Origin of the sequence: Porphyromonas sp. COT-239 OH1446 (assembly GCF_000768875.1) — a bacterium.
Lineage (GTDB): Bacteria > Bacteroidota > Bacteroidia > Bacteroidales > Porphyromonadaceae > Porphyromonas.
Genome location: NZ_JRAO01000010.1, coordinates 169,583 through 192,440 on the forward strand (window position 1 = coordinate 169,583; position 22,858 = coordinate 192,440).

At 54.6% G+C, this 22,858-nt stretch carries 23 protein-coding genes; 11 read left to right on the forward strand and 12 right to left on the reverse strand.

The window, feature by feature from the left end; genetic code table 11:
* Positions 1–61: 61 nt before the first annotated feature.
* Entirely contained in the window at positions 62–1,300 is a 1,239-nt protein-coding gene (gene clpX, locus HQ37_RS02370) for an ATP-dependent Clp protease ATP-binding subunit ClpX (RefSeq protein WP_036879837.1), read from the reverse strand.
* Positions 1,301–1,302: 2 nt separating this feature from the next.
* Positions 1,303–1,974: an ATP-dependent Clp endopeptidase proteolytic subunit ClpP gene (gene clpP, locus HQ37_RS02375; protein ID WP_036879841.1), complete on the reverse strand. Its 672-nt coding sequence runs from the start codon at positions 1,972–1,974 to the stop codon at positions 1,303–1,305.
* A 572-nt stretch (positions 1,975–2,546) separates the two neighbouring features.
* Between clpP and HQ37_RS02380 the strand changes: the two genes are divergently transcribed.
* From HQ37_RS02380 to HQ37_RS02405, 6 genes are all read left to right on the forward strand, one after another.
* The gene (locus HQ37_RS02380; RefSeq protein WP_152566769.1) at positions 2,547–4,667 is read left to right on the forward strand and encodes a M3 family metallopeptidase; all 2,121 of its coding nucleotides are present in this window, start codon (positions 2,547–2,549) and stop codon (positions 4,665–4,667) included.
* 226 nt (positions 4,668–4,893) lie between these two features.
* Complete coding sequence (locus HQ37_RS02385) at positions 4,894–5,976, forward strand: asparaginase (RefSeq protein WP_036879846.1); 1,083 nt, start codon at positions 4,894–4,896, stop codon at positions 5,974–5,976.
* Positions 5,977–6,056: 80 nt separating this feature from the next.
* On the forward strand, positions 6,057–6,857 hold the full coding sequence (locus tag HQ37_RS02390; protein ID WP_200879445.1) for an MBL fold metallo-hydrolase: 801 nt from the start codon (positions 6,057–6,059) through the stop codon (positions 6,855–6,857).
* A gap of 14 nt (positions 6,858–6,871) precedes the next feature.
* Positions 6,872–7,594 carry a 16S rRNA (cytidine(1402)-2'-O)-methyltransferase gene (rsmI, locus tag HQ37_RS02395; RefSeq protein ID WP_036879852.1) on the forward strand — a complete coding sequence of 241 codons (723 nt, stop codon included), beginning with the start codon at positions 6,872–6,874 and terminating at the stop codon, positions 7,592–7,594.
* Entirely contained in the window at positions 7,591–8,442 is an 852-nt protein-coding gene (locus tag HQ37_RS02400; protein ID WP_036879854.1) for a hypothetical protein, read from the forward strand. The genes rsmI and HQ37_RS02400 overlap by 4 nt, the downstream gene beginning before the upstream one ends.
* A 91-nt stretch (positions 8,443–8,533) precedes the next feature.
* Positions 8,534–8,716 carry a (2Fe-2S)-binding protein gene (locus HQ37_RS02405; protein WP_036879856.1) on the forward strand — a complete coding sequence of 61 codons (183 nt, stop codon included), beginning with the start codon at positions 8,534–8,536 and terminating at the stop codon, positions 8,714–8,716.
* A gap of 84 nt (positions 8,717–8,800) precedes the next feature.
* Here HQ37_RS02405 and ung read toward each other — a convergent pair whose 3' ends face one another.
* The 5 genes from ung to HQ37_RS02430 all read right to left on the reverse strand — a co-directional run bounded on the left by ung (position 8,801) and on the right by HQ37_RS02430 (position 13,046).
* Positions 8,801–9,466 carry a uracil-DNA glycosylase gene (ung, locus tag HQ37_RS02410; RefSeq protein WP_036879858.1) on the reverse strand — a complete coding sequence of 222 codons (666 nt, stop codon included), beginning with the start codon at positions 9,464–9,466 and terminating at the stop codon, positions 8,801–8,803.
* Positions 9,467–9,496: 30 nt separating this feature from the next.
* Entirely contained in the window at positions 9,497–10,036 is a 540-nt protein-coding gene (locus HQ37_RS02415) for an HD domain-containing protein (RefSeq protein ID WP_036879860.1), read from the reverse strand.
* A gap of 2 nt (positions 10,037–10,038) precedes the next feature.
* A complete protein-coding gene (locus HQ37_RS02420; RefSeq protein WP_036879862.1) occupies positions 10,039–10,788 on the reverse strand; it encodes an HAD family phosphatase in 750 nt (249 codons plus the stop codon).
* Positions 10,789–10,889: 101 nt separating this feature from the next.
* The gene (gene gpmA / locus HQ37_RS02425; RefSeq protein WP_036879865.1) at positions 10,890–11,636 is read right to left on the reverse strand and encodes a 2,3-diphosphoglycerate-dependent phosphoglycerate mutase; all 747 of its coding nucleotides are present in this window, start codon (positions 11,634–11,636) and stop codon (positions 10,890–10,892) included.
* Positions 11,637–12,176: 540 nt separating this feature from the next.
* Entirely contained in the window at positions 12,177–13,046 is an 870-nt protein-coding gene (locus tag HQ37_RS02430) for an NAD kinase (protein WP_036879868.1), read from the reverse strand.
* Between the two features lie 91 nt (positions 13,047–13,137).
* Here HQ37_RS02430 and HQ37_RS02435 point away from each other — a divergent pair, with 91 nt between their 5' ends.
* The 5 genes from HQ37_RS02435 (at position 13,138) to HQ37_RS02455 (ending at position 16,533) form a co-directional block, all read left to right on the forward strand.
* Positions 13,138–13,851 (forward strand): pyridoxine 5'-phosphate synthase, encoded by a 714-nt coding sequence (locus HQ37_RS02435; protein ID WP_036879870.1) that lies wholly within the window; start codon positions 13,138–13,140, stop codon positions 13,849–13,851.
* A 61-nt stretch (positions 13,852–13,912) separates the two neighbouring features.
* A complete protein-coding gene (locus HQ37_RS02440) occupies positions 13,913–14,596 on the forward strand; it encodes a MotA/TolQ/ExbB proton channel family protein (RefSeq protein ID WP_036879873.1) in 684 nt (227 codons plus the stop codon).
* A complete protein-coding gene (locus HQ37_RS02445) occupies positions 14,593–15,012 on the forward strand; it encodes a biopolymer transporter ExbD (RefSeq protein ID WP_036879877.1) in 420 nt (139 codons plus the stop codon). The genes HQ37_RS02440 and HQ37_RS02445 overlap by 4 nt, the downstream gene beginning before the upstream one ends.
* 17 nt (positions 15,013–15,029) lie before the next feature.
* Positions 15,030–15,953 carry a TonB family protein gene (locus tag HQ37_RS02450; RefSeq protein WP_036879879.1) on the forward strand — a complete coding sequence of 308 codons (924 nt, stop codon included), beginning with the start codon at positions 15,030–15,032 and terminating at the stop codon, positions 15,951–15,953.
* Positions 15,954–15,969: 16 nt separating this feature from the next.
* Positions 15,970–16,533 (forward strand): DJ-1 family glyoxalase III, encoded by a 564-nt coding sequence (locus HQ37_RS02455; protein WP_235264618.1) that lies wholly within the window; start codon positions 15,970–15,972, stop codon positions 16,531–16,533.
* Positions 16,534–16,625: 92 nt separating this feature from the next.
* Here the strand turns inward: HQ37_RS02455 and HQ37_RS02460 are convergent, their stop codons facing one another.
* From HQ37_RS02460 to HQ37_RS02480, 5 genes are all read right to left on the reverse strand, one after another.
* Positions 16,626–17,174, reverse strand: coding sequence for a gamma carbonic anhydrase family protein (locus tag HQ37_RS02460; protein ID WP_369794061.1), 549 nt, complete (start codon positions 17,172–17,174; stop codon positions 16,626–16,628).
* Positions 17,175–17,198: 24 nt separating this feature from the next.
* Entirely contained in the window at positions 17,199–18,980 is a 1,782-nt protein-coding gene (locus tag HQ37_RS02465) for an aminopeptidase P family protein (RefSeq protein WP_036879884.1), read from the reverse strand.
* Between the two features lie 11 nt (positions 18,981–18,991).
* Positions 18,992–20,542, reverse strand: a complete 1,551-nt coding sequence (locus HQ37_RS02470; RefSeq protein ID WP_200879449.1) for a DUF4301 family protein — start codon at positions 20,540–20,542, stop codon at positions 18,992–18,994.
* A gap of 678 nt (positions 20,543–21,220) precedes the next feature.
* The gene (locus HQ37_RS02475) at positions 21,221–22,162 is read right to left on the reverse strand and encodes a nitronate monooxygenase family protein (RefSeq protein WP_036879890.1); all 942 of its coding nucleotides are present in this window, start codon (positions 22,160–22,162) and stop codon (positions 21,221–21,223) included.
* Between the two features lie 61 nt (positions 22,163–22,223).
* Positions 22,224–22,847, reverse strand: a complete 624-nt coding sequence (locus tag HQ37_RS02480; protein ID WP_036879892.1) for a response regulator transcription factor — start codon at positions 22,845–22,847, stop codon at positions 22,224–22,226.
* Positions 22,848–22,858: the final 11 nt, after the last annotated feature.

Consider the following 22,858-nt stretch of genomic DNA (forward strand, 5'->3'; position numbering starts at 1 on the left):
AATTGGGCTCTAGAAGCGGAAGGGCCTACGAGCCTTACGGTCCGCCGACCTCGAGAGCTGTTTAGATACTGTGCTCATAACGCTCCTGGGCATAGGCTCTGTCGATGACCAGCTGCTTGATCTCTTGCGAGGGTGCTTCAAACATCGCATCGATCATAATAGCCTCGACAATAGAGCGCAAGCCTCTAGCTCCGAGTTTCTGCTCCATCGTCTTCTGTACGATGTAGTCGAGAGCTTCGTCTGTGAAGGTGAGCTCGATGCCATCCATAGCAAAGATCTTGCGATACTGCCGTGTAATGGCATTCTTGGGCTCAGTCAAAATCATCCGAAGCGTATCGGCCGTCAAGGGATGGAGGAAGGTGATGATCGGCAACCTACCGATGATCTCCGGGATCAAGCCGAAAGACTTAAGGTCTCGAGCATCCACGTACCGAAGCAGGTGCTCCTCGTCTTTGTGCTCCATCTGTGCCCTAGGGCTGTTGTAGCCGACCACTCGGGTGTTGAGACGCTGGGCGATCTTGCGCTCAATGCCATCGAAAGCTCCTGCACAGACGAAGAGGATCTGCTGTGTATCGACAGGGATCAACTTCTGCTCAGGATGTTTACGGCCACCCTGAGGGGGGACATTGACGATCGTCCCCTCGAGGAGCTTGAGCAGACCCTGCTGTACCCCCTCACCACTCACATCTCGGGTAATAGATGGGTTGTCGCCCTTGCGAGCGATCTTGTCAATCTCATCGATGAAGACGATACCTCGCTCGGCAGCCTTGACATCGTAGTCAGCGGCCTGTAGGAGGCGAGTGAGAATGCTCTCTATATCCTCCCCCACATAACCTGCTTGAGTCAGCACCGTCGCATCGACTATGGCAAAGGGGACGTTGAGCATACGGGCAATAGTTTTGGCCAAGAGCGTCTTCCCCGTCCCCGTAGGGCCGAGCATGAGGATGTTGCTCTTCTCGATCTCGACCTCGTCGCCCTCGTTGGCCTGTAGTAACCTCTTATAATGGTTATAGACAGCTACCGAGAGATAACGCTTGGCCTCATCCTGCCCGACGACGTACTGGTCGAGGTGTTGCTTGATCTGCACAGGCTTGGGCAGTGTAGCCAAATCCAACCCAGCCTGAGCGGCCGTACTGCCCTGGTGCTTGCGCTGAGCACCCTCGATGGCCTGTGCGATAAGGACATAGTTCATGGAGCACTGACTACAGATCTTCGAGTCGTACTCCTCGATCTGCATCAGTTCACCAACCTGCGCCTTGGAGCGACCGCAGAAGTCGCAGCTATCAGTCTTCTTAGCCATCGTTACTTATTCTTTTCTCGTACCAACACTCGGTCGATCATCCCATAGTCGAGAGCCTCGGGGGCAGTCATCCAGTAGTCTCGATCGCTATCCTTGGCCACCTGCTCAATAGATTGGCCCGAGTGGTCGGAGATGATTTGATAGAGTTCCTGCTTAACCTTGGAGATCTCACGGGCTGTAATCTCAATATCGCTGGCCTGTCCCTGTACACCACCTAGGGGCTGGTGAATCATCACACGGGAGTGAGGCAAGGCGAAGCGTTTGCCTTTCGTCCCAGAGACCAACAGGACGGCTGCCATCGAGGCTGCCATACCAGTGCAGATGGTCGAGACATCCGAACCAATGTACTGCATCGTGTCATAGATCCCATAGCCAGCATAAACTGAGCCTCCTGGAGAATTGATATAGATAGATATATCCTTTCCGGGGTCGTTGCTATCGAGGAAGAGGAGCTGGGCCTGGATGACATTGGCCGTATAGTCATTAACCGAAGTCCCGAGGAAGATGATACGATCCATCATCAGACGAGAGAAGACGTCCATTTGGGCGACATTCATCGGACGCTCTTCGATGATCGTAGGAGAAATATAGCTGCTCTGCAGGTTCATATAGCCCTCCAGGGCAAGGCTGTTCATACCCAGGTGCTTGGTAGCGTACTTATGAAATTCGTTCATATTGTTTTATAGTAATACACAAGACGAGCCTCCTCTCCGTGGAGAAGAGGTCATAAACAAAGGTAATAACAATTTGTCTCAATCTACAAATCTATACAGGCCAAAGACCTCGAGCGGCGAAGCGATCCACTATTCGAGATCCCCCCTCCCATTCGAGGCCAAGATCGGAGGTAAAGCTCTCACTCGAAGACATTAGTGAGCACAAACAAAGAGAGAAGCAACAATCCTGCACGAGCACAAGTAGCAGCATCGTGGAGGTCTAGATAGGAGCTCAGTTGAGATCTAAATAGGATCTCCATTGAGATCTAAGTAGGATCGTAGCAGAGACCCAAGTAGGATCTCCATCGAGGTCTAAGTAGGATCGCAAGTGAGACTCAAGTAAGGGCTCCATTGAGGCATCAATAGGGGCGCAAGAAGAGTGTCTATATGGCTTCGAGCGAGGCCCCACAAAGGCTGTGGGAGAAGAGAAGTCGCAAGGAGACTCTTAAGCCCCACTGGAGAGCCCAGCATCAGAGGGGGCTCTAAGCAAATAAATTCAGTATCTTAGCCTCGCATTATTCACAATCATCGTAATGAAGAAACTAATCGTATCACTTAGCTTAGCAACTATGCTATCGGCAACCTATTCGTGTCAGCAATCCGCTGGCACTACAGAGCCCAATCCGCTTCTGTCAGAGAGCCCACTGGAGTTCGGTGCTCCTCAGTTCGACAAGATCCGTCCTGAACACTACATGCCTGCCTTCGAGGCTGGGATGCAGCAGCACAAGGAGGAGATCGAGGCCATTGTCAAGAACCCCGAAACTCCTACCTTCGACAACACCATCGTTGCCCTACAACGTGCAGGACAATTGCTCTCTCGCACCTCGGGTTGCTTCTTCCCCGTGGCCAGCGCACACGGCACCGAACCCATCCGTGAGATCGAGGAGCGAATCGGGCCTATGCTCTCGGCTCATTACGATGCGGTCAATCTCAACGAAGCCCTCTTCGCCCGTGTCAAGCAGGTCTACACCGAACACATGAGCCAGCTCCAGGGCGAGGATGCTCGACTGCTGCAGATGGTCTATGACGGCTTCGTCAAGAACGGTGCAGACCTAGAGCCAGAGGCCAAGGAGCAACTCAAAAAAATCAACGAAGAGCTATCTGTCCTAACGAATAAGTTCAGCAACCAAGTGCGTGAGGCTAGTGCTAAGGCCTCGATCCTCGTCGAGCATACTAACGAGCTCTCGGGTCTCTCCGAGGCCTCCCTCGCTCAGGCTAAACATGACGCTGAGCAGGCTGGCCACTCAGGCAAGTACCTCCTGACTAACAGCAATACAACCCGCTCGGCCTACCTCAGTGAGCTGGACAATCGTGAGCTACGTCGCCGCCTGCTAGAGGCTTCGCTCACTAGAGCAGAGCAGGGGGATGACAACGATACCCGAGCCATTGTCCTACAGATTACCCGCCTACGTGCGGACAAGGCTAAGCTCCTCGGCTTCGACAACTATGCGACCTGGGGGCTGAAGGATCAGATGGCCTCGAACCCTGACAATGTCGATGGCTTCATCTACCGACTTGCCAAGGCCTATGCCCCCAAGGCTAAGGCCGACGCCAAGGAGCTAGAGGACTTCGCCAAGAAGACGGCAGGCGCAGACTTCAAGCTAGAGGCCTGGGACTGGGACTACTATGCAGAGAAGCTCCGCAAGGCCAAGTATGATCTCGATGAGAACGACATCAAGCCCTACATGGCCCTCGACAGTGTGCTCAAGAATGGTGTCTTCTACATGGCCAAGCAGCTCTACGGCATCAGCTTCGTAGAGCGTACGGATCTGCCTGTATATGCCGAGCATGTGCATGTGTATGACGTCTTCGACAAGGATGGGAAGAAAATGGCCCTCTTCTACACCGACTACTACCGTCGCCCCACGAAGAACGGTGGTGCATGGATGGGTAACTTCGTAGAGCAAAGCCACCTGCTCGGCAACCGCCCCGTCGTGTACAACGTCTGCAACTATGCTCCTCCCGTGGGCGACATGCCTAGCCTGCTGAATATGGACGAGGTTACGACCCTCTTCCACGAGTTCGGTCATGGGCTGCACGGCCTCTTTGCCAACCAGCAGTACGAGACGCTCTCAGGCACTAACGTACCTCGAGACTTTGTAGAGATGCCCTCACAGTTTCACGAGCATTGGGCTACAGATCCCTCAGTATTGGGCAACTATGCCAAGCATTACAAGAGCGGCGAAGCCATGCCCGAAACCCTGGTGGAGAAGATGAAGCGTGCAGCACGCTTCAACCAGGCCTATGCCCTCGGGGAGAACATCGCCTCCGTGGTCATCGACATGGCCTGGCACAAGCTCCCAGCAGGCTCTGAGGTGAAGGATGTGGCCGCCTTCGAACGTGAAGCCCTCGAGCGTGCAGGGATGTACAACAAACAAATCCCCCCTCGCTACCGTAGCACCTACTTCCGCCACAGCATGGGTGGCGGATACTCGGCTGGTTACTACGCTTATCTATGGTCTGAGGTCTTGGACAACAACGTCTACGACTGGTTCGTCAAGAATGGAGGACTGACACCCGAGAATGGGGAGCGTCTTAGAGAGCTTATCCTCTCTAAGGGCAATTCGCAGGATCTTAATGGTCTATTCCAACAAATGACAGGGCTCAAGCATCCAGACATCAGTAGCCTGATGAGGGCTCGAGGCCTACAATAAGCCTAGAGCAGAGCGAGACGAACAAGGGGGAGCAGAGCGAGGCAACTTGCACTGCTCCCCCGACTCGTCTAGACTCTCCTGAGGGGAAGCATTCCCCTACCCTTAGGACAACGAATGGCATATCAGAGGATAAGGCTTGAGCTAAAAGGGTTATCTTTGTGTCGTCGCTACGGCCCGAAGTCCTTAGCCCCATACCTACAGACGAACCAACAAACTGCCCCACATTATGGCTAACCATCGATCCATCCTGCTCATCTACACTGGCGGCACCATCGGCATGGTAGAGAACCCCGCAAGCGGAGCCCTCGAGGCCCTCGACTTCACCTACCTGTACGACAACGTACCCGAGCTACGACGCATTGGCTGCGAGATCTCCGTAGAGCAGCTGACACCCCCGATAGACTCCTCTGCCATTACACCGCAGATTTGGGAGCAGATCGCCACGATCATCGAGACGAATTATGATCTCTTCGATGGCTTCGTTGTCCTGCACGGTACAGATACCATGTCGTACACGGCCTCTGCACTGAGCTTCATGCTCGAGGGACTGAGCAAACCAGTCGTCTTCACAGGCTCTCAGCTACCAATCGGCAAGCTCCGCACCGACGGCAAGGAGAACCTCATCACAGCCATAGAGATCGCAGCAGCTACTCTGCCCGATGGTCAACCTAGAGTCCCCGAGGTAACGATCTTCTTCGAGAACTACCTCATGAGAGCCAACCGAGCTTGTAAAGTGAGCGCAGACCAGTTCAACGCTTTCGCCTCCTTCAACTACCCCGAGCTGGCCTATGCCGGGATAGATATTCGCTACAACGACAAGATGATCTACAGAGAGGAAAAGCCTCGAGGACTAAAGGTCAATAAAGACTTTGACCCCAACGTCGTTATCCTCAAGCTCTTCCCTGGGATTACCCCTGAGGTCGTAGAGGCAATCCTGGGCGTTCCCCGCCTCAAGGGTGTCGTCCTAGAGACCTTCGGCAGTGGCAATGCTCCAAAGGCAGACTGGTTCATCGAAGCCCTCTCGAGAGCTTTAGCCCGAGGTGTCGTCATCGTAAACGTTACCCAATGCCCTCGAGGCTATGTAGATATGGGACGCTATGCAACGGGGCATGGCCTACAAGAGATAGGCCTCGTGAGTGGCTTCGACAGCACGACCGAGGCGGCCCTAACTAAGCTCATGCACTTGATCGGTTTGGGCTATAGCTCCGAACAGATTAGGGAGTTGATGGGTTGTTCGCTTAGGGGAGAGATCAGCATCGACGGAGCTCATGAGAGCTTCTATCATGGGATCTTCAAGCAGAGGGGCTAGGGCATAGGCCTTCGATCACCTCCTTCCTGCCTCACATTCTAACTAAGACAAAGAGATCAAAGACTATAGTGATTAGATTTATGAGTTTGGCCAGTGGTAGTAGCGGCAACTGCTACTACCTCGGCCAAGATGACCAAGGGATCCTGATCGATGCAGGCATCCCTATACGTTCGATTGCCAAAGCCCTCAAAGCCGAAGGCATTCCTCTAGACAGCACCCATATCCAAGGAGTTATCGTAACGCATGAGCATGCAGACCACGTCCGTACCGTCGGGGTGCTCGGAGGCGTGTATCACATCCCCATCTATGCGACAGAGCGGGTGCATCACTGCATCGCCTCAAGTCGCTTCGTTTCAGAGGATGTAGGGGCTTCTCGCCGCATCATCAGCGCAAGGGAGGCCTTCTCCCTAGCAGGCTTTCGGATCGAGAGCTTCGAAGTTCCCCATGACAGCACAGAGAACCTCGGCTATCACATCAGTAGCGGCGATGACTTCACCTTCACCCTGGCAACCGACATCGGGCACGTTACGCCAGAGATCATCGACTACGCCAGCCGAGCACGACATCTCGTCGTCGAAGCAAATTATGACCACGAGATGCTTGAGAGTGGGCCCTACCCACCTTTCCTCCGAGAGCGTGTTGCCAGCCCGCTCGGGCATCTATGCAATAGCGACACGGCCGAGCTACTCTGCCAAGCTTTCCATCCCGAGATGCGCAACATTTGGCTCTGCCATCTAAGCAAGGACAACAATCACCCAGACCTATGCTGGAAAACCATTGAGCAGCGTCTCTTCTGCGAGGGTATCCGTGTGGGCAAGGATGTTACCCTAACGGCTCTCAAGCGTACTAGTCCCTCCCCTATGTATTTACTCGAGCCCTAGCCCTACCCTATCTCATGGCCAAGCTAACCATCGTCCCTACCCCCATCGGCAACCTAGAGGACATTACCCTGAGAGCCCTCTCGACCCTTCGCCGAGTGCAACTCGTCCTGGCAGAGGACACTCGCACTACGGGTCTATTGCTCAAACATTACGAGATCAAGTGTAGTCTGCAGAGCTACCACAAGTTCAACGAGCATCAAGCCCTAGAGCATATCTGCCGCCGCATAGAGGAGAACCAAGATGTAGCCCTCGTCTCAGATGCTGGCACACCTGGGATCTCTGACCCAGGATTCCTGCTGGTGAGGGCCTGCCTCGAGCGGGGCATCGAGGTCGAATGCCTCCCTGGAGCAACGGCCTTAGTCCCTGCGTTGGTTGCCTCGGGACTGCCCTGCGATCGCTTCAGTTTCGAAGGCTTCTTGCCTGTGAAGAAGGGTCGTCAGACCCGCCTCAAGGAGCTGGCCGACCAGCCCCGTACCATGGTGCTCTACGAGTCCCCTCATCGAGTGCTCAAGACCCTAGAGCAATTGGCCTCTGAGCTAGGAGAGGATCGCCCTGCGGCAGCAGCACGAGAGCTGAGCAAGCTACATGAAGAGGTCGTGCGAGGTTCGCTCTCTGAGCTCATCTCACACTTCTCTACACATAGTCCTCGAGGCGAGTTTGTCCTCGTCGTCGCAGGCGCTACCCCCACGAAGAAACAAAAGACGACAGATAGCCAAGCAGATAACACAGACCAATGACCCATCGTTACTTACTATTCTTTCCCCTCCTACTACTCTCGGCCTCTTGCGTCAGTTCCGGTAGCTACTCAGAGCTCAAGGAACAATACGACTCGATCGCTCTACGCAATCAGGTCTATGAGCAGGAGGTCTTCCACACAGACTCTCTCGTGGCCAGTGTACTGGCTAACTTCCAGCAAATCGAACACATCGAGAGCATGATCGACCTCAACCCCCAGCGAGGTGCATCGAGCAAGAGCCTGCAGGAGCGCATCGACGCCAATATGCAGCAAATCGCAGACAAGCTCGAGGCCAACCATCAGGCTCTAGAGGAGCTCTCGCAGAAGCTACAGAAGAGCAATGACACCAATAGTAGCCTCTACCTCATGGTACAAATGCTCAAGCAGCAGCATGAGCGTCAAAGGGAGCAAATCGAGAGCATAGGAGAAGAGATCGAGCTACGATCAAAGGCCATCGAGAGCCTAGAGGCACATCTGAAGCGACTACGCCGCGAGGCCCATCGCCTAGACCAAGAACAGAAGCAAAGGGCCGAGAGCCTACTGGCACGTGAGCAGGCCCTCAACCTCGTTCACTACTGCCTGGGGACGAAGGGAGACCTAGCAGAGATGCGGCTCTACCGCAACGATCGCATCTCGGTCGATCGGGCCAATCTAGACTATTTGACCCAGGTGGACAAGCGTACCTTCATCTCGCTCCCCCTGCAGAGCAAAGAGGCCAAGATACACAGTGTACACCCCAGCTCAACCTACAAGCTCGAGGCGGACGGGCGGGGAGCTCTGACCCTTCGGATCACTGACTCGGAGGGTTTTTGGCGATATGCCCGCATCCTCATCGTCGAGGTATTCTAAGACGAAAGGCTAAACGCTTGGGAAAGTGATTAGGCTTCACTAACTTTGCGTCGCTTAAACGATTTATTATTCACTAATCACAACTAAGAATATGGGAAATCCAGATGAAATCATCTGCCACTGCCTAGAGATCACTCGTGGGACAATCGAGCAGGCTGTTCGTGAGCACGGTCTGAAGACCTTCGACGAAGTATCCGAGGCCATCGAGGCTGGCTCTGTATGCGGCAGCTGCCAAGATGATATTGAAGCCATCATCGAAGAGATCAACGGCTAAATAGGTGTAGACCTAACATATCAAAAGCGTAGCCCCAGAGACCTGTAGGTCTCTGGGGCTAGTTCTTTTGAGACGAAAGAAGCCCTACCAATTGATCGGAGCTAAGCCTTGGGCTATGAGGTACTCATTGGCTCGGCTAAAGTGTCGACAGCCAAAGAAACCTCGATGAGCAGATAGAGGGGAGGGGTGTGGGGCCTCTAAGACAAGATGACGAGAACGATCGATCATAGCCCCCTTGCGCCGAGCTGGAGCCCCCCAAAGCATGAAGACGAGGCCTGAGCGGCGCATCGAGAGCTGCCGAATGACCTCATCGGTAAAGGTCTCCCAACCTAAGCCCTGATGCGAAGCCGCTTGATGCGCTCGCACCGTAAGGGTCGCATTGAGGAGCAATACCCCCTGCTCAACCCAAGGCATAAGGTGTCCGTCGAGAACGATAGAGGGACGACCTATATCACTCTCTATCTCTTGCTTCATATTCCTTAGGCTTGGAGGAATATCCATCCCTCGAGGTACAGAAAAGGAGAGCCCCTCAGCCTGCCCTGGGCCATGATAGGGGTCTTGCCCAAGGATGACGACACGCACCTGGGGCAGGGGGCAGAGATCTAGGGCTCGGAAGATATAACGCCCCTCGGGGAAGATGGGTGGATGCTCCCGATACTCGCTCCTGATACGGGCTACGAGGTGGGTGAAGTAAGGCTTATCAAACTCTGCCGAGAGGGCAGTATACCAAGAGGCTTCTAGTCTAACCATATTCTTATAACATTTCTCTCCACTGGCGATCTAAGCAAAGCGCTCATGAAGACGATCGAAGCGTTCCAGTGCCGCCTCGCCATACTTGAGCATGGAGCGGCGCACCTTGTCCAGGCTATGACACTGACCGAGCTTGCTCTTGGAGAAGAATTTGTCCGCATAGCAAATGATCTGCTCCTCCACACTACAGGGGTAATAAATCCCTTCGGGCAGATCAAGCCCCATCTGCCGAATATCTTCGGGCATCAGCCCACTGCCCGTGTGCCGCTCCGCAACCATAGCATGACGATATAGGCCATGCTTGTGGCGCAGTAGCTCTGCCCCGAGATAGCCGTGCAGCATATAAGGCGATGCCCCGTAGCAGTCGATCTTGGGTGCACGGGTCAGAAAGATGCCAATGTCATGCAGCATAGCTGCCTCCTCGATGAAGGCAAGGTCTGGCTCGAGCTCGGGATGTCGCTGAGCAACCTCTAGGGCTAACGTCGTAACGTCATGGCTATGATCAATGAGAATGCGCCTGGACTCGCTACCGAGGGGGTAGTACAGCCCAATGATGTCTAGTGGATTCATTGCTACGGGGTTGGAGGAGAGGGGTTCTCGAGTAGGAGGGGGATAGCCTCCAAGAGCGAAGCCATAGAGGGCAACACAAGATGAGCACCCTCGCACCAGAGAGCTTCATCGGGCAATGGGCCTGTATTGACCGCAATGGTGAAGCAGCCCGCAGCAGAGGCTGAGCGTACCCCCTGTGGGGCATTCTCCACGACCATCGCCTCGCTGGAGGCTACCTCTGCCCTTTGGATCGCCATGAGATAGGGCTCGGGGTCGGGCTTACCTCGACGAACGTCTCGACCTGTGATCATCCGCTCGGCAGTAAAGACCCCAGGGAAGTCAGGCTCGATCTTCTCCAGCAACGACCTCTGGGACGAGCCCGTTACGAGAAGTCGCTTGAGGCTGCGCAGCCGCTCGACCACCTCGGGAGCTCCCGAGATCACCGCACCGCTATTGTAGCGGACGAAGAGGTCTGTTTTGTGCGCATACACGGCCTCGGCCTCGGCTTCGGTGGCGGGGCGACCATATCGGGAGCGATAGAGCAGGTCAATGGTATGCTTACCTGTCTGCCCCTCGTAACGATAAGCGTCCTCTGGGGTCATCTCGAGCCCATAGTGTAGGGCAGTCTCGCACCAGGAGCGGCTGTGTGCGGGCATCGAGTCGAAGAGCACCCCATCCATGTCAAAGAATACAGCTCGAAAAACCTGTCCTTGGCTCTGAGTCTGTACTCTATAGCGAGATAGAGCACATGCTATGTCTTGCTTTTGCATCATCTGATCGGATCATGGGCAACAAAGGCAAAGGCTGCCACGCAAGCCAAGCCCTCGGTGGGGAGGGGTTTTGCGGGGCAGCCTTTTGCTTTTGGGCCTAGAGCTTACTTCTTCTTGCCTTGGTTAGCAACAGCGTCCATGAGCTTCTTAATCTCTTCGGGATCGCCGAGGAAGTAGTCCTTGACGAGATTCAGTTCATCGTCGAACTCGAAGACGTAGGGTACAGCCGTAGGCAGGTTCAGGGCGATAATATCTTCGTCGCTGATTCCTTTGAGTACCTTAATGATACCACGCAGGCTGTTACCATGTGCAGCCACAAGGACATCATCATGCTCGAGCAGAGAGGGGAAGATGTTGTTCTGCCAATAGGGCAATGTACGATCAACGCAGTGGCACAGAGCCTCGGTCAGAGGGAGGAAGGCGGGCACAACACCTGCATAGCGAGGGTCGGCGAAGGGGCTACGCTCATCAGCCTTCTCCAGTGGTGTGGGGGGCACGTCGTAGCTACGTCGCCAGATAAGTACCTGCTCGTCGCCATACTTCTCGGCAGTCTCGGCCTTGTTAAGACCCTGCAGCATACCATAATGCTTTTCGTTCAGACGCCAGCTCTTCTCTACAGGAATCCAGTCGAGATCCATGATGTCGAGGATCTGATTCATCGTCTTGATGGCACGCTTGAGATAGGAGGTGTAGGCCTTACCGAAGCGGAAGCCATGCTCCTTGAGCAGTGCACCAGCCTTCTTAGCTTCTTCTACGCCCTGCTCCGAGAGGTCTACGTTTGTCCAACCAGTAAAGCGGTTTTCCTTATTCCACACACTCTCACCGTGGCGGATCAATACAATTCTTTTCATCTTACTTATTTATTTTGTTCAGAGATTAAATGCAGGACAAAGATAAGGATAAATATTGAGGCGACCAGCCCCCTCGCAGGGGATACTCCGCAGCGAGCAAACCCTGCAAGGCTGGGATACTAAAGGATCGTCGCTCGGCCGTTGGCGGGAGGCTCGACAGAGGTCTCGACGGGGGTGCAATAGAGGTCTAAGTAGGATCGCAATGGAGACCCCAATAGGGGCTCAATAGAGATCTAAATAGGGTTGCAATGGAGACTCAAATAGGATCTCGATTGAAGTATAAGTAGGATCGCAACGGAGGTCTAAATAGGAGCTCAATGGAGATCTAAGTTGGATCACTCTCGAGACCCACATAGGAGCGAAAAAGGATATTCAGTTAGAAGCCCATGGACACACAAGTAGCTGCAAAAAGTCTTATAAGTTAGCAGTCCAGCATCCAATAAGTAGCAACGAAAAAAGAGATAAGTTATCAGACCACAGAGAGCTCACCAGGAGCTCCAGCGAGGGTTTAGTCATGAGGCCAGGGAGGGCACGAGCAGATCAATCTCGCACGGGTGTCGCCCAATGCAGCTTACGGCGCAGTGTATCAGCAAAGGACTTGTTGCTTAGGCGAATCATCCGGATACTATGTTCGGAGCGTCGGATGCAAATGGAATTATCACAGTCGAGGATCTTAGTCTGCCCATCTAGAGCCATCAGGAAGCTATTGTTTCTCGAACTAACCCTTATGTGAATGACCTCTTGATCCGAAACGACAAGAGGACGTACCGTGAGCGAATGCGGTGCTACTGGAGTCATCAAGATACTCTCCGTCTCAGGCATCATAATCGGGCCACCAGCAGCGAGTGAATAGGCCGTAGAGCCCGTCGGGGTAGAGATCAAGAGACCATCGCATTCGTAGTCGGCTAGATAGGCATCCCCCAGGCGTGTGTGTAGCGTAATCATCGAGCCCGTCTCTCGCTTGAGCAGCGAAACCTCGTTGAGCGTATCTCCACAGTAGCGACCATCAACCTCTACACGCAGCTGCATACGCTCCTCTATGGTGTAACGTCCCTCGAGCAAGAGGTGAACCTCAGAGAGAGCCTCGTCCAGGTCAATGTCGGTCAAGAAACCCAATCGACCGAGGTTAATCCCAAGGATCGGGATACGCTGCGAGGATACCCGACGTGCAGTGCGCAGGAAAGTACCATCACCCCCGAGACTGATAGCAAAGTCTAGATCTAAGGCCTCCATATCCTCGAGGTAACCCGAGATCGGCACCTCAAGACCAAAGTCCTCCCTCAGACTGCGGTGAAAAGCTCCATCGCAATACAACCTCACCCCCGTACGCAGAAGCTCCTCGAGCAGAGCCCCGAGCTTAGGGGCATGCATATGCTGGTAGCTAGAGCCAAATATTGCAATCCTGTGCATAAGTCTAAGTTAATTAAGCGTAAAAAGCCTATATTTGCGAATTGTGAGCCCAAAGGATTGGACTCGTGCAAATATAAATAAACTAAAGAAGATGACTCGGCTAAGTGTCAATATAAATAAGGTCGCCACCCTACGCAATGCCCGAGGGGGGGATGTACCCAATCTGCTTCAGGTAGCCCTCGACTGCGAACGCTTCGGGGCACAAGGTATCACTGTGCACCCTCGCCCAGACGAGCGGCACATTCGCTACCAGGATGTCAGAGATCTAGCCCCTAGGCTAACGACAGAGTTTAACATCGAGGGTAATCCCACTCCTCAGTTCCTCGAGCTCGTCTACGAGGTACAACCGACTCAGGTAACCCTCGTGCCCGATGCCCCTGATGCTCTAACGAGCAATGCCGGTTGGAGCGTAGAGCCGCACTTCGACTTCCTCTGTCAGGTTATCTCTAATCTCAAGCATAGGGGCATTCGCAGCTCAATTTTCGTAGGCACAGAGCCCGACAACATCCGCTGGGCAGCACGTACAGGCACAGACCGCATCGAGCTATACACAGAGCCCTACGCCGCCACCTATCCCAACGATCCAGCCCTTGCTGTTGCGGACTACATCGAGGCAGCCGAACTTGCTCGCCAGCTCGGTCTAGGCATCAACGCAGGGCATGACCTCAGCCTCGACAACCTGACCTACCTGTGCCAAAGCCTGCCACAGCTCGACGAGGTCTCCATCGGGCATGCCCTCATCAGCGAGGCCCTCTACCTCGGCCTAGAGGAGACAATACGCCGCTATCGCCAGTGCCTCATCTAACCCCTCTTTTGATACATCGTCATTATTCACTCAACCCAATAGATTACTATACACCAACACTATGGAAACTACTCTCGTAGACTCTCTTAACCATATGGCCACCTCTGTGACGATACCCGTCAGCGAACTCTCAGTCCTCGAGCTGGCCACCAAGGGCGGATGGATCATGATCCTCCTGCTCGTCCTCTCCCTACTGGCCGTTTATGTCTTCGTCTCCAAGCTCCTACAGATCCGTGCCGCAGGGCAGGAGGACAAGTACTTCATGGAGCGTATCAAGGACTACATCCACGAGGGCAAGACTAGCTCGGCCATCAAGCTCTGTCAGGAGGCCGACACCCCTGCCGCCCGTATGGTGGAGAAGGGCATTAGTCGCCTCGGCCGACCCATGAGCGACATCCTCGTGATCGTCGAGAATGTAGGCAACATCGAGATCGGCCGTCTGGAGAATGGGTTACCGATCTTGGCCACCATCGCTGCTGGAGCTCCGATGATCGGCTTCCTAGGGACGGTAACGGGGATGGTGCGGGCCTTCTTCGACATGGCTGGCGCAGGCTCTCATGGCGTAGACGTGGCACTGCTCTCAGGAGGGATCTATGAGGCTCTCGTAACCACCGTTGGGGGCTTGATCGTGGGGATCATTACCCTCTTCGCCTACAACTACCTCGTTGCACAGCTCGACAAGGTCGTCAACAAAATGGAGACCAAGACGGTCGAATTTATGGACTTGCTCAACGAATCATTATGAGCCTCAAGCGTAAGAGCCGAATAACCGAAGCCTTTAGCATGGCTTCGATGACGGATGTCATCTTCCTCTTGCTCATCTTCTTCCTCGTAACGAGCACCATCATCGTGCCCAATGCGCTCAAAGTCAGTCTGCCCAGCGCAGAGAGGCAGGTCAAGAGCGAGCTGCCTGCCCTGGGCATCTCCCTGACAGAGCAGCTCGAGTGCTTCCTCTCCGAGGGCAATGCACCCGCAACCCCGATTACCCTCGAGGAGCTGGAGCAACGCCTCGGCATCTACTCCGCCGAGCATCCCGAGGCCTTCGTCTCTATCCATGCTGACGAGCGAGTACCTTACCAACGAGTGATGGAGCTGATCAATATTGCCAGCCGGGCCAACCTGCGTGTCGTGCTCGCCACCAAGATCATCTCACGCACTTAATACCCCCTCCTCCAAGCATGAGTAAACCTCTAGATCCGAGACTTCGCTCTCGCCTCATCGCCCTAGGGATCACGCTGATGCTGCATGCACTCCTCGTATTCATGCTCTATCAGCTGCACCTGGAGAGTAGCCTACCCCAGCCCCCAGCCATGGAAGAGCTGGTCGTAGTTAATCTAGGCGACCTCCCCTCTGCCTCGGGCAAGGAAGAGCCCGAGGGCAAGAAGCTGCAGGAGGAGAGCCCGGAGCAGAGCGCAGCCCCAGCGCAGCCCACTCCCGAAGCGAACCCTAACCCCAAGCCCACCAAGCCTACAGCCCCCGAGCCTAAGCCCCAAATGCCTGCCAACCAACGACAGAGTATCGAGCCTACAATCAAGGCTGAGGAGGAGCGAGCGCAGCAACTTCGCCTGCAGCAAGCTGCCGAGCAAGCACGTGCCGAGGCTGAAGCCAAAGCCAAGGCCGAGGCTGAGCGCAGGGCACGACTAGAGCGAGAGGCTGCCGAAGCCAAAGCTAAAGCCGAGGCCGAGCGTAAAGCCAAGGAGGCTGAGCGTCGCCGTCAGATCGGCCAAAGTGTCGCTGGAGCTTTCGCAGGCAAAGCCAGTAATAGCTCCACTCAGGGCACAGACACCACAGGGGCGGGCAACCAGGGTGAGAGCAAGGGTAGTAGCGACAGCTATTCACTCACGGGCCGCACCATTACGAGCTTCGGGGGCGTACCTACTCGTCCCAAGACCAACCGAGCCATCACGGGCGTGATCAACGTGAGCATTACGGTCAATGCCTCGGGCAGGGTCATCGACGCTTCGGTCAATCCGCAGGGAACGAATATCGCAGACCCCGCCATCCGCTCAGCCGCCATCGCAGCCGCAAAGGCTACGCAATTCAATGCCGTCCCCAATGCTACAGAGCAACGAGGCAGCATCAAATATAGATTTGTTCAATAACCTAATCCCCCTCGCAATGATGAACAAGAATGTGTACGTATTCCTAGCTACAGGCTTCGAGGAGATCGAGGCTGTAGCCACCATCGACCTGCTGCGCCGTGCAGGTCTCTCCTGCGTTATTGTCTCTGTCGAGGAGACTCTGAACGTCTCTGGCGCACACAATGTCTGCGTCTGCGCCGACAAGCATATCAGCCAGGTCTCTATCAACGAGGCCGAAGCCATCATCCTACCTGGCGGTCTACCAGGGGTAACTAACCTCAACGACTGCTCCCAGCTTAGAGAGCTGGTGGCCTCTGCCCACCAGTCCGGCATCCTAGTAGCTGCGATCTGTGCTGCGCCCATGATCCTCGGGCAGCTGGGCATCCTAGAGGGCAAGCGAGCCACGACCTACCCCAGCTTTGAGCCACACCTCAAGGGATATATCCCCTCGGCCCAGGGGGTACAGATCGACGGGTCAGTGATCACGGCCACGAGTGCAGGCTTCACCTTCGACTTCGCTCTAGCCATCATCACTCATCTGCTTGGTGAGGAGGCTGCGGCCTCTGTTGCCTCAGGCATTATCTACAGCCCTAGGCACTAGACGACTAGGGCCTTATCGACCCAACGACTTCGCCCCAGCCAATGCCTCTTACGAGTGCTTGGCTGGGGCGAAACTTTGTTGGTATGCAGAGGCTAAAGCTCGGAGAACTCATGTGTCTGCTCAGGGAACCACGAGGCGTACATTTGGTAGTTACCAGCAATGCGTTTGTTCAGCTCCTGGCTTTGCGCCTCATTGACACGCTTGACCATTTTCGCAGGCACACCAGCCCACAGGGTATAGGGTTCTATGATCGTATTTGCCAGGACGACAGAGCCTGCAGCGATGATAGCACCCTCGCCCACCACAGCATGATCCATCACCACAGCTCCCATGCCCACCAGGGCGTAGTCGTGTACCGTACAGCCATGCAGGGTAACATTGTGCCCGATCGAGACATTATCCCCGATATGTAGAGTGGACTTCTCGTAGAGGGTGTGCAGGACAGAGCCATCCTGGATATTCACATTCTTGCCGATGCGGATCGAATTGACATCCCCCCGCACCACAGCGTTGAACCAAATACTAGAGCCTTCGCCAATGACAACATCCCCCACGACTGTTGCATTGACAGCCAAGAAGACATTGTCCGCTATAGAGGGTTTGAACCCTCTAACAGTTTGAATATATGCCATTAAATTAATTAATAATTTCTTCTTCGATAGAGGTTAGAGTGCGGCAGTCTTGGCCTTGAGCCAGGCGGCCTCCTCGGCATTCAGCTCTGGGCTGAGGCGATCATAGACCGCAGCCTGATAATCATTATACCAAGCGAGCTCCTTATCTGTGAGCAAGCTCTTATCGACAAGGCTATTGTCGAGGTAACAGAGGGTCAGGGTCTCGAAGCCGTAGAAGCGACCGAAATCCGTCTCTTGCTTAAGCTCCGTAACAACAAGGTTCTCGATACGAATGCCATAGATCCCCGAGCGATAAAGGCCTGGCTCATTGCTGGTGATCATACCGATCTCGAGGGCTGTGGGATTCAGGTCTGTACGGATGTTCTGAGGCCCTTCGTGCACGTTGAGGAAGTAGCCTACGCCATGACCTGTGCCATGACCATAGTTGAGCCCTTCATCCCATAGAGCTTTACGGGCCAAGATGTCCAGCTGGCAACCGCAAGTACCTTGTGGATAACGGGCCAATGCGATGCCTATATGCCCCTTGAGTACGAGGGTATAGTCTCTGCGCAGCTGCTCGCTAGGCTTGCTCAGGGCGATAGTACGGGTAATATCCGTTGTGCCATCGACATACTGCCCACCGCTGTCCAGGAGCAATACGCCCTCGGGATGGATGACAGAGGAGGTCTCGGCATCGGCTCGATAGTGTACGATAGCTCCATGCCCTTGATGGCCCGCAATAGTGGAGAAGCTATCGCCATAGAAGAGCTCACCCTGGGCACGGAACTCGTTCAGACGCACGCCGATCTCATACTCAGTATAGGTACGGCCAGCGGCCAGCTCTCCCTCGAGCCAAATAAAGAAGCGAGTAAGGGCTACGCCATCACGCACCATTACCTTGCGCAGGCCTGCCAGCTCGGTAGCATTCTTCACTGCCTTGAGCATCGTAACGACCGATACTCCAGGGATGACCTGACAATGCTGTGGGATGCGGGCATAGAGGCTCTGGGTAATGCGCTTGGCATCGACGAAGAGGCGTGTTGTCTCGGGAAGAGAGGCGATGAAGTCGCCGATATGGTAATAGTCCTCGATACGTACACCGCTCCTCTCTAGGCTCTCTCGTAGAGTCTGAGGCACTTTGCTCTCGAGGGTGAAGAGGACTGAGCCCGTAGTGCTGATGAAGCCAAAGCCTAAGGCAACAGGATTATACTCGACGTCATTGCCTCGGATGTTGAAAGCCCAGGCCAGCTCGTCCAGCATCGTGATGATAGTGGCATTAGCCCCGACAGCATCTAGGCGAGCACATACAGCCTCGATACGCTCAGAGACCGTCTGCCCTGCGAAAGTGCTAGGATGCTCAAAAAGCTGATGCATAGGCACCTCGGGGCGATCGAGCCAAACGCCCTCGAGCAGATCAAGGTCGAGACGATAGGTGATGCCATAGGGGGCCAACTTGGCACGGGTATCTTCGGCCTCGGCACGAGAGAGGCAAGCTCCGTCGGCGGCAACTACCGAACCCGAGGGGAGCTCTCGACAGAGGAACTCCTCGATCGTAGGCACCTCGGGAAGACCTTGCTTGTAGAGACTGATCTCGCTCCCTTCAAGCTGCTGAGCAGCCTGAAGGAAGTAGCGAGAGTCTGTCCATAACCCAGCCTTGTCGAGGGTAACGACTACAGAGCCTGCCGAACCGTCGAAGCCGCTGATCCAGGTGCGCCCCTTCCATCGCTCAGGGGTATATTCGCTCAGGTGGGCATCTGACGAGGTGATGATGTAGGCAGAGATGCCTGAGTTGCGCATTACCTTGCGCAGTAGAGAGATACGTTCGTTGATCGTCATGATTATGTTGTTTAGTTGTGAATAGGATTTTGATGTTGGGGACGAAGCAGGTCATTTACCTCCTTGACTGGGTTAAAGGTCTCAATGGGTACCTCAACGAAGATGGTATTCCAGTGGTGCATCGAGCCATTCCACAGCCCAGGACGCTCCAGGGCACGAAGGGCACGTGCACCCGAGGTTTTGGAGGCAATAAAGGCTGTCTTGGGGTTGATGAACTTACCGAGGTCGAAGCGTTCGCCTCTAAAGTCCCTGATACAGCAAACTAGATCCACAGGATTGAAGTACTCCCCACCCTCGAAGAGAGCTCTCTGAGTCTCATCCTGCATATTGATCTGCGAACTCTCGAGGATCTGTAGTGAAGTGCTTCCCTCTGCCTCACGCACGACGAAAGGGCCTCCTCCAGGCTCACCCTCATTGCGCACCATACCGCAGACACGGATGGGGCGATTGAGCTTGGTCATGAGCCAAGACTGCAAGAGCTTATCATCCTCGAGGATCTCCTCTGGGGTCTGAATATAGAGATTGTCTCGGATGAAGGCAGCCATCTCGAGCAGCTGTGTATGGGGCACTCGTCCTCGATCCAGCTGCTTGAGGTACTGGTAGATCTGATCACGGGCAGCGATGAGGATGCCACCGAGGAGCTTCTTGGACATGATCGTTGCCCCCTTGAAATAGTCGGGCACGACATTGTCAATATTCTTGATGAAGACGACATCGGTATCCAAATCCGATAGGTTGGAGATCAGAGCACCATGCCCTCCAGGGCGGAAGACGAGCCCCCCAGCCTCATCACGAAACAGATCGCCCTCGGGTGTGAGTGCCAGGGTGTCTGTGCTGGGCTTCTGCTCGCTATAGGAAATATCGTAGAGGACACCATACTTATCCTGGAAGTACTTACGGGACTGCTCGACATGAGCCTCAAAGGCCGCCCGATGCTCGGCCGATACCGTAAAGTGAATGCGCACCTGACCATCGGAGTTACGGGCATAGAGAGCTCCCTCGACGAGATGTTCGTCCGCCGAGGTGCATGCCCCCTTGGGGTAGAGGTGGAAGAGCAATAGGCCCTTGGGCAGCGAACCATAGCCGAGGCCTTGATCCTTGAGTAGATTCTCTACTACAACCTTGTATTCACCGAGAGAGATGAGCTTGGGGATGGTCTTCCAGCTATTACGTAGGCATGCTTCGTTGAGGCGGTCGTAGAAGGCAAAGTCGGACAAGCGGTCGAAGAAGATCTTCTCTGCGGATGTTGTAGGCTCATTGTAGTCAGCCTCGAGGAAGCTGTAGAGCATCTTGAACATTCGTGAGGCAGCCCCCGAGGCTGGGACCATCTTGCACACCGATGCCTCTGGGCTATCGAGATAATCCTGCCACAGCTCCATGTAGCGAGCCTCCTCCTCCTTGTCTGTACGCATGATCCCCTGCTTGAGCGAAGCGGCGGCGATCAGATCGAGATAAGGGAAGCCATTTCTAATATCATTAACCTGTCGCTCAGCCTCCTCCAGGCTGATGCCTCTACTCTGGAGAGTCTCCAGATCAGCAGGGCTAAATAAATCTTGATCCATCATTTTCTTACAAGTGTTGGTAATATCGCAAACAACCCTATAAAGGTAGTAAAAAGCCCGCTGATCACTTCAGCCTCGAGGGCAATTGCATGCCAATATTCTCCTCTTTGTCCATTTCGAGGGGCTGTAACTCCCTTAATGGCGACAGCGACACCCCCCTCACAGCTTTTCCTGCACGCCTCGCTGCCTCCCACTCATCCATCCCCTGGCTCTTCGCCTACACCCTCACGGGGCTCTTGGACGAGCTCTCAGTAGAATATCTACTGCGCTCTCGGTAGATCCTCGACCGAGCAGCTAGATAGGGCCTTCGTAGAAGTCTCAACAGCGGTGCTATAGAGGTATAGATAGGATCGCTATCGAGACTCAAATAGGACTTCACCTGAGGTCTAAGTAGAATCGCCATCGAGACTCAAATAGGATCTCAATGGAAGTCTAAGTAGGAGCTCCATCGAGGGGGATTATAGGGCGACAAAAACACCCCTACCGAGGGGGAGAAGAATCGGGAGAGATAGGGCTGCGGTCGGAGACTACGAGAGGGAGACGAACAAGGCGAAAGAGGCAGAGCCGCAGCACTGACCCTCATTGTGGCGGATGCTGCGGCTCCCTTCTATTACAACCACTAGGCCCATTCAGTGGCAGTGGCTGAGGCTCTGTCGTTACGACAGCGAGCTCCTCGGACTAGAGTGCAGGGGCAAGCCTCTGCATCGAGGCACGATAGCCCTCAATGAGATCGGCGAAGATCTCGGCTACACCCTCCTCGTGCTTCACCAGTGTGGCGCATTGGCCGATCTCGAGCTCACCCTCGACGAGATCTCCTTCGAAGATACCTCTCTTGGCTCGTCCCTTACCCAGCAGAGCTCGGATCTCATCGGCAGATTGGCCACTGAGTTCGGCTGCTCGGACTTGTTCGTAAAACTCATTCTTAACCAAACGTGTAGGGCTCAGGTGCTTGAGGCTGAGCATCGTATCGCCCTCCTTGATACCACGACAGTGGCTCTTGAAAGCATCGCTAGCTGAGCTCTCCCTCGAGAGGGCGAAGCGAGTACCGATCTGCACCCCATCAGCCCCCAGGGCCATACAGGCTGCCATCGAACTTCCACTGCACACGCCCCCTGCGGCGACAACAGGGATGCTGACCACCTCGATGATGCTGGGGATGAGGCAGAGTGTCGTCGTCTCCTCTCGACCGTTGTGCCCACCAGCCTCGAAGCCCTCTGCGATCACGGCATCCACGCCGGCCTCTTGGCTTTTGAGGGCGAACTTGCTATTGCTCACCACATGGAGCACCTTGCAGCCAGCCTCCTTGAGACGAGCAGTATAGGTCTTGGGATTTCCGGCAGAGGTTACCACGACGGGGACTTGCTCCTCGATGATGATCTCTATGATACGATCCAGCTCAGGGTAGAGCATAGGGACATTGACCCCAAAGGGCTTGTCCGTCGCAGCACGACACTTGCGGATATGATCTCTAAGGTTGTCGGGGTGCATAGAGCCTGCACCAATGAGACCTAGCCCTCCGGCTTGGCTCACGGCACTGGCTAGTCTCCAGCCACTGCACCATACCATACCACCAGAGATGATCGGGTAACGAATCCCGAGAAGTTCACATAGTCTATTCATTGTCTAGATGTTGATTGTTTACAAGATGATACTGCCCCAAGCCTCCCCACGGGATGAGGCCTTAGTAGCGTTGGTTGATCTCGTCAAGCTCGACCAGCTTGTTCATAATCGCATAGATCGTCAGACCGCTGGGGCTGTGGATCTGAAGCTTCTTGGAGATATTGCGACGATGGGTAATGACCGTATGAGTCGAGAGAAAGAGGGCATTGGCGATCTCTCGATTGGTCATTCCCTTGACCACGCACACTACAATCTCTCGCTCTCGAGGGGTGAGGCTCTGCGACTCCGTGCCAGCCATATTCTCATCCTCGGCCTGTGGCTCTTGAAGTCTCTCGATGACCTCGAGCAGCTGGGTGGTATTGGCCGATAGGGGGAGCACTCCATCATACTCCCGGAGCATGGAAGGATCGAGCAAACCATAGTTGAGGGCAACGATCCGACTACTCTCTGGCAGCGCAGGGCATACCTTGCGAGGCGTGAGGCTCGCCAGTAGCGGGCTTAGGATGTAGATGTCGGCATGACTGTTGTAGGCTACCGCCTCAGTCCAGTCTCGTTTGCCCTCGTTAAACAGTTGCGTTACATACACCTTGTAGCGGCTCAGCTTCTTGAGCTGGATCTCTAGACCGCTGCGCACGATCGTAGAGGGTTCTGCGATAGCGATGGAGATCTTGGATGGAGTTGTCATAATCGTTTAGT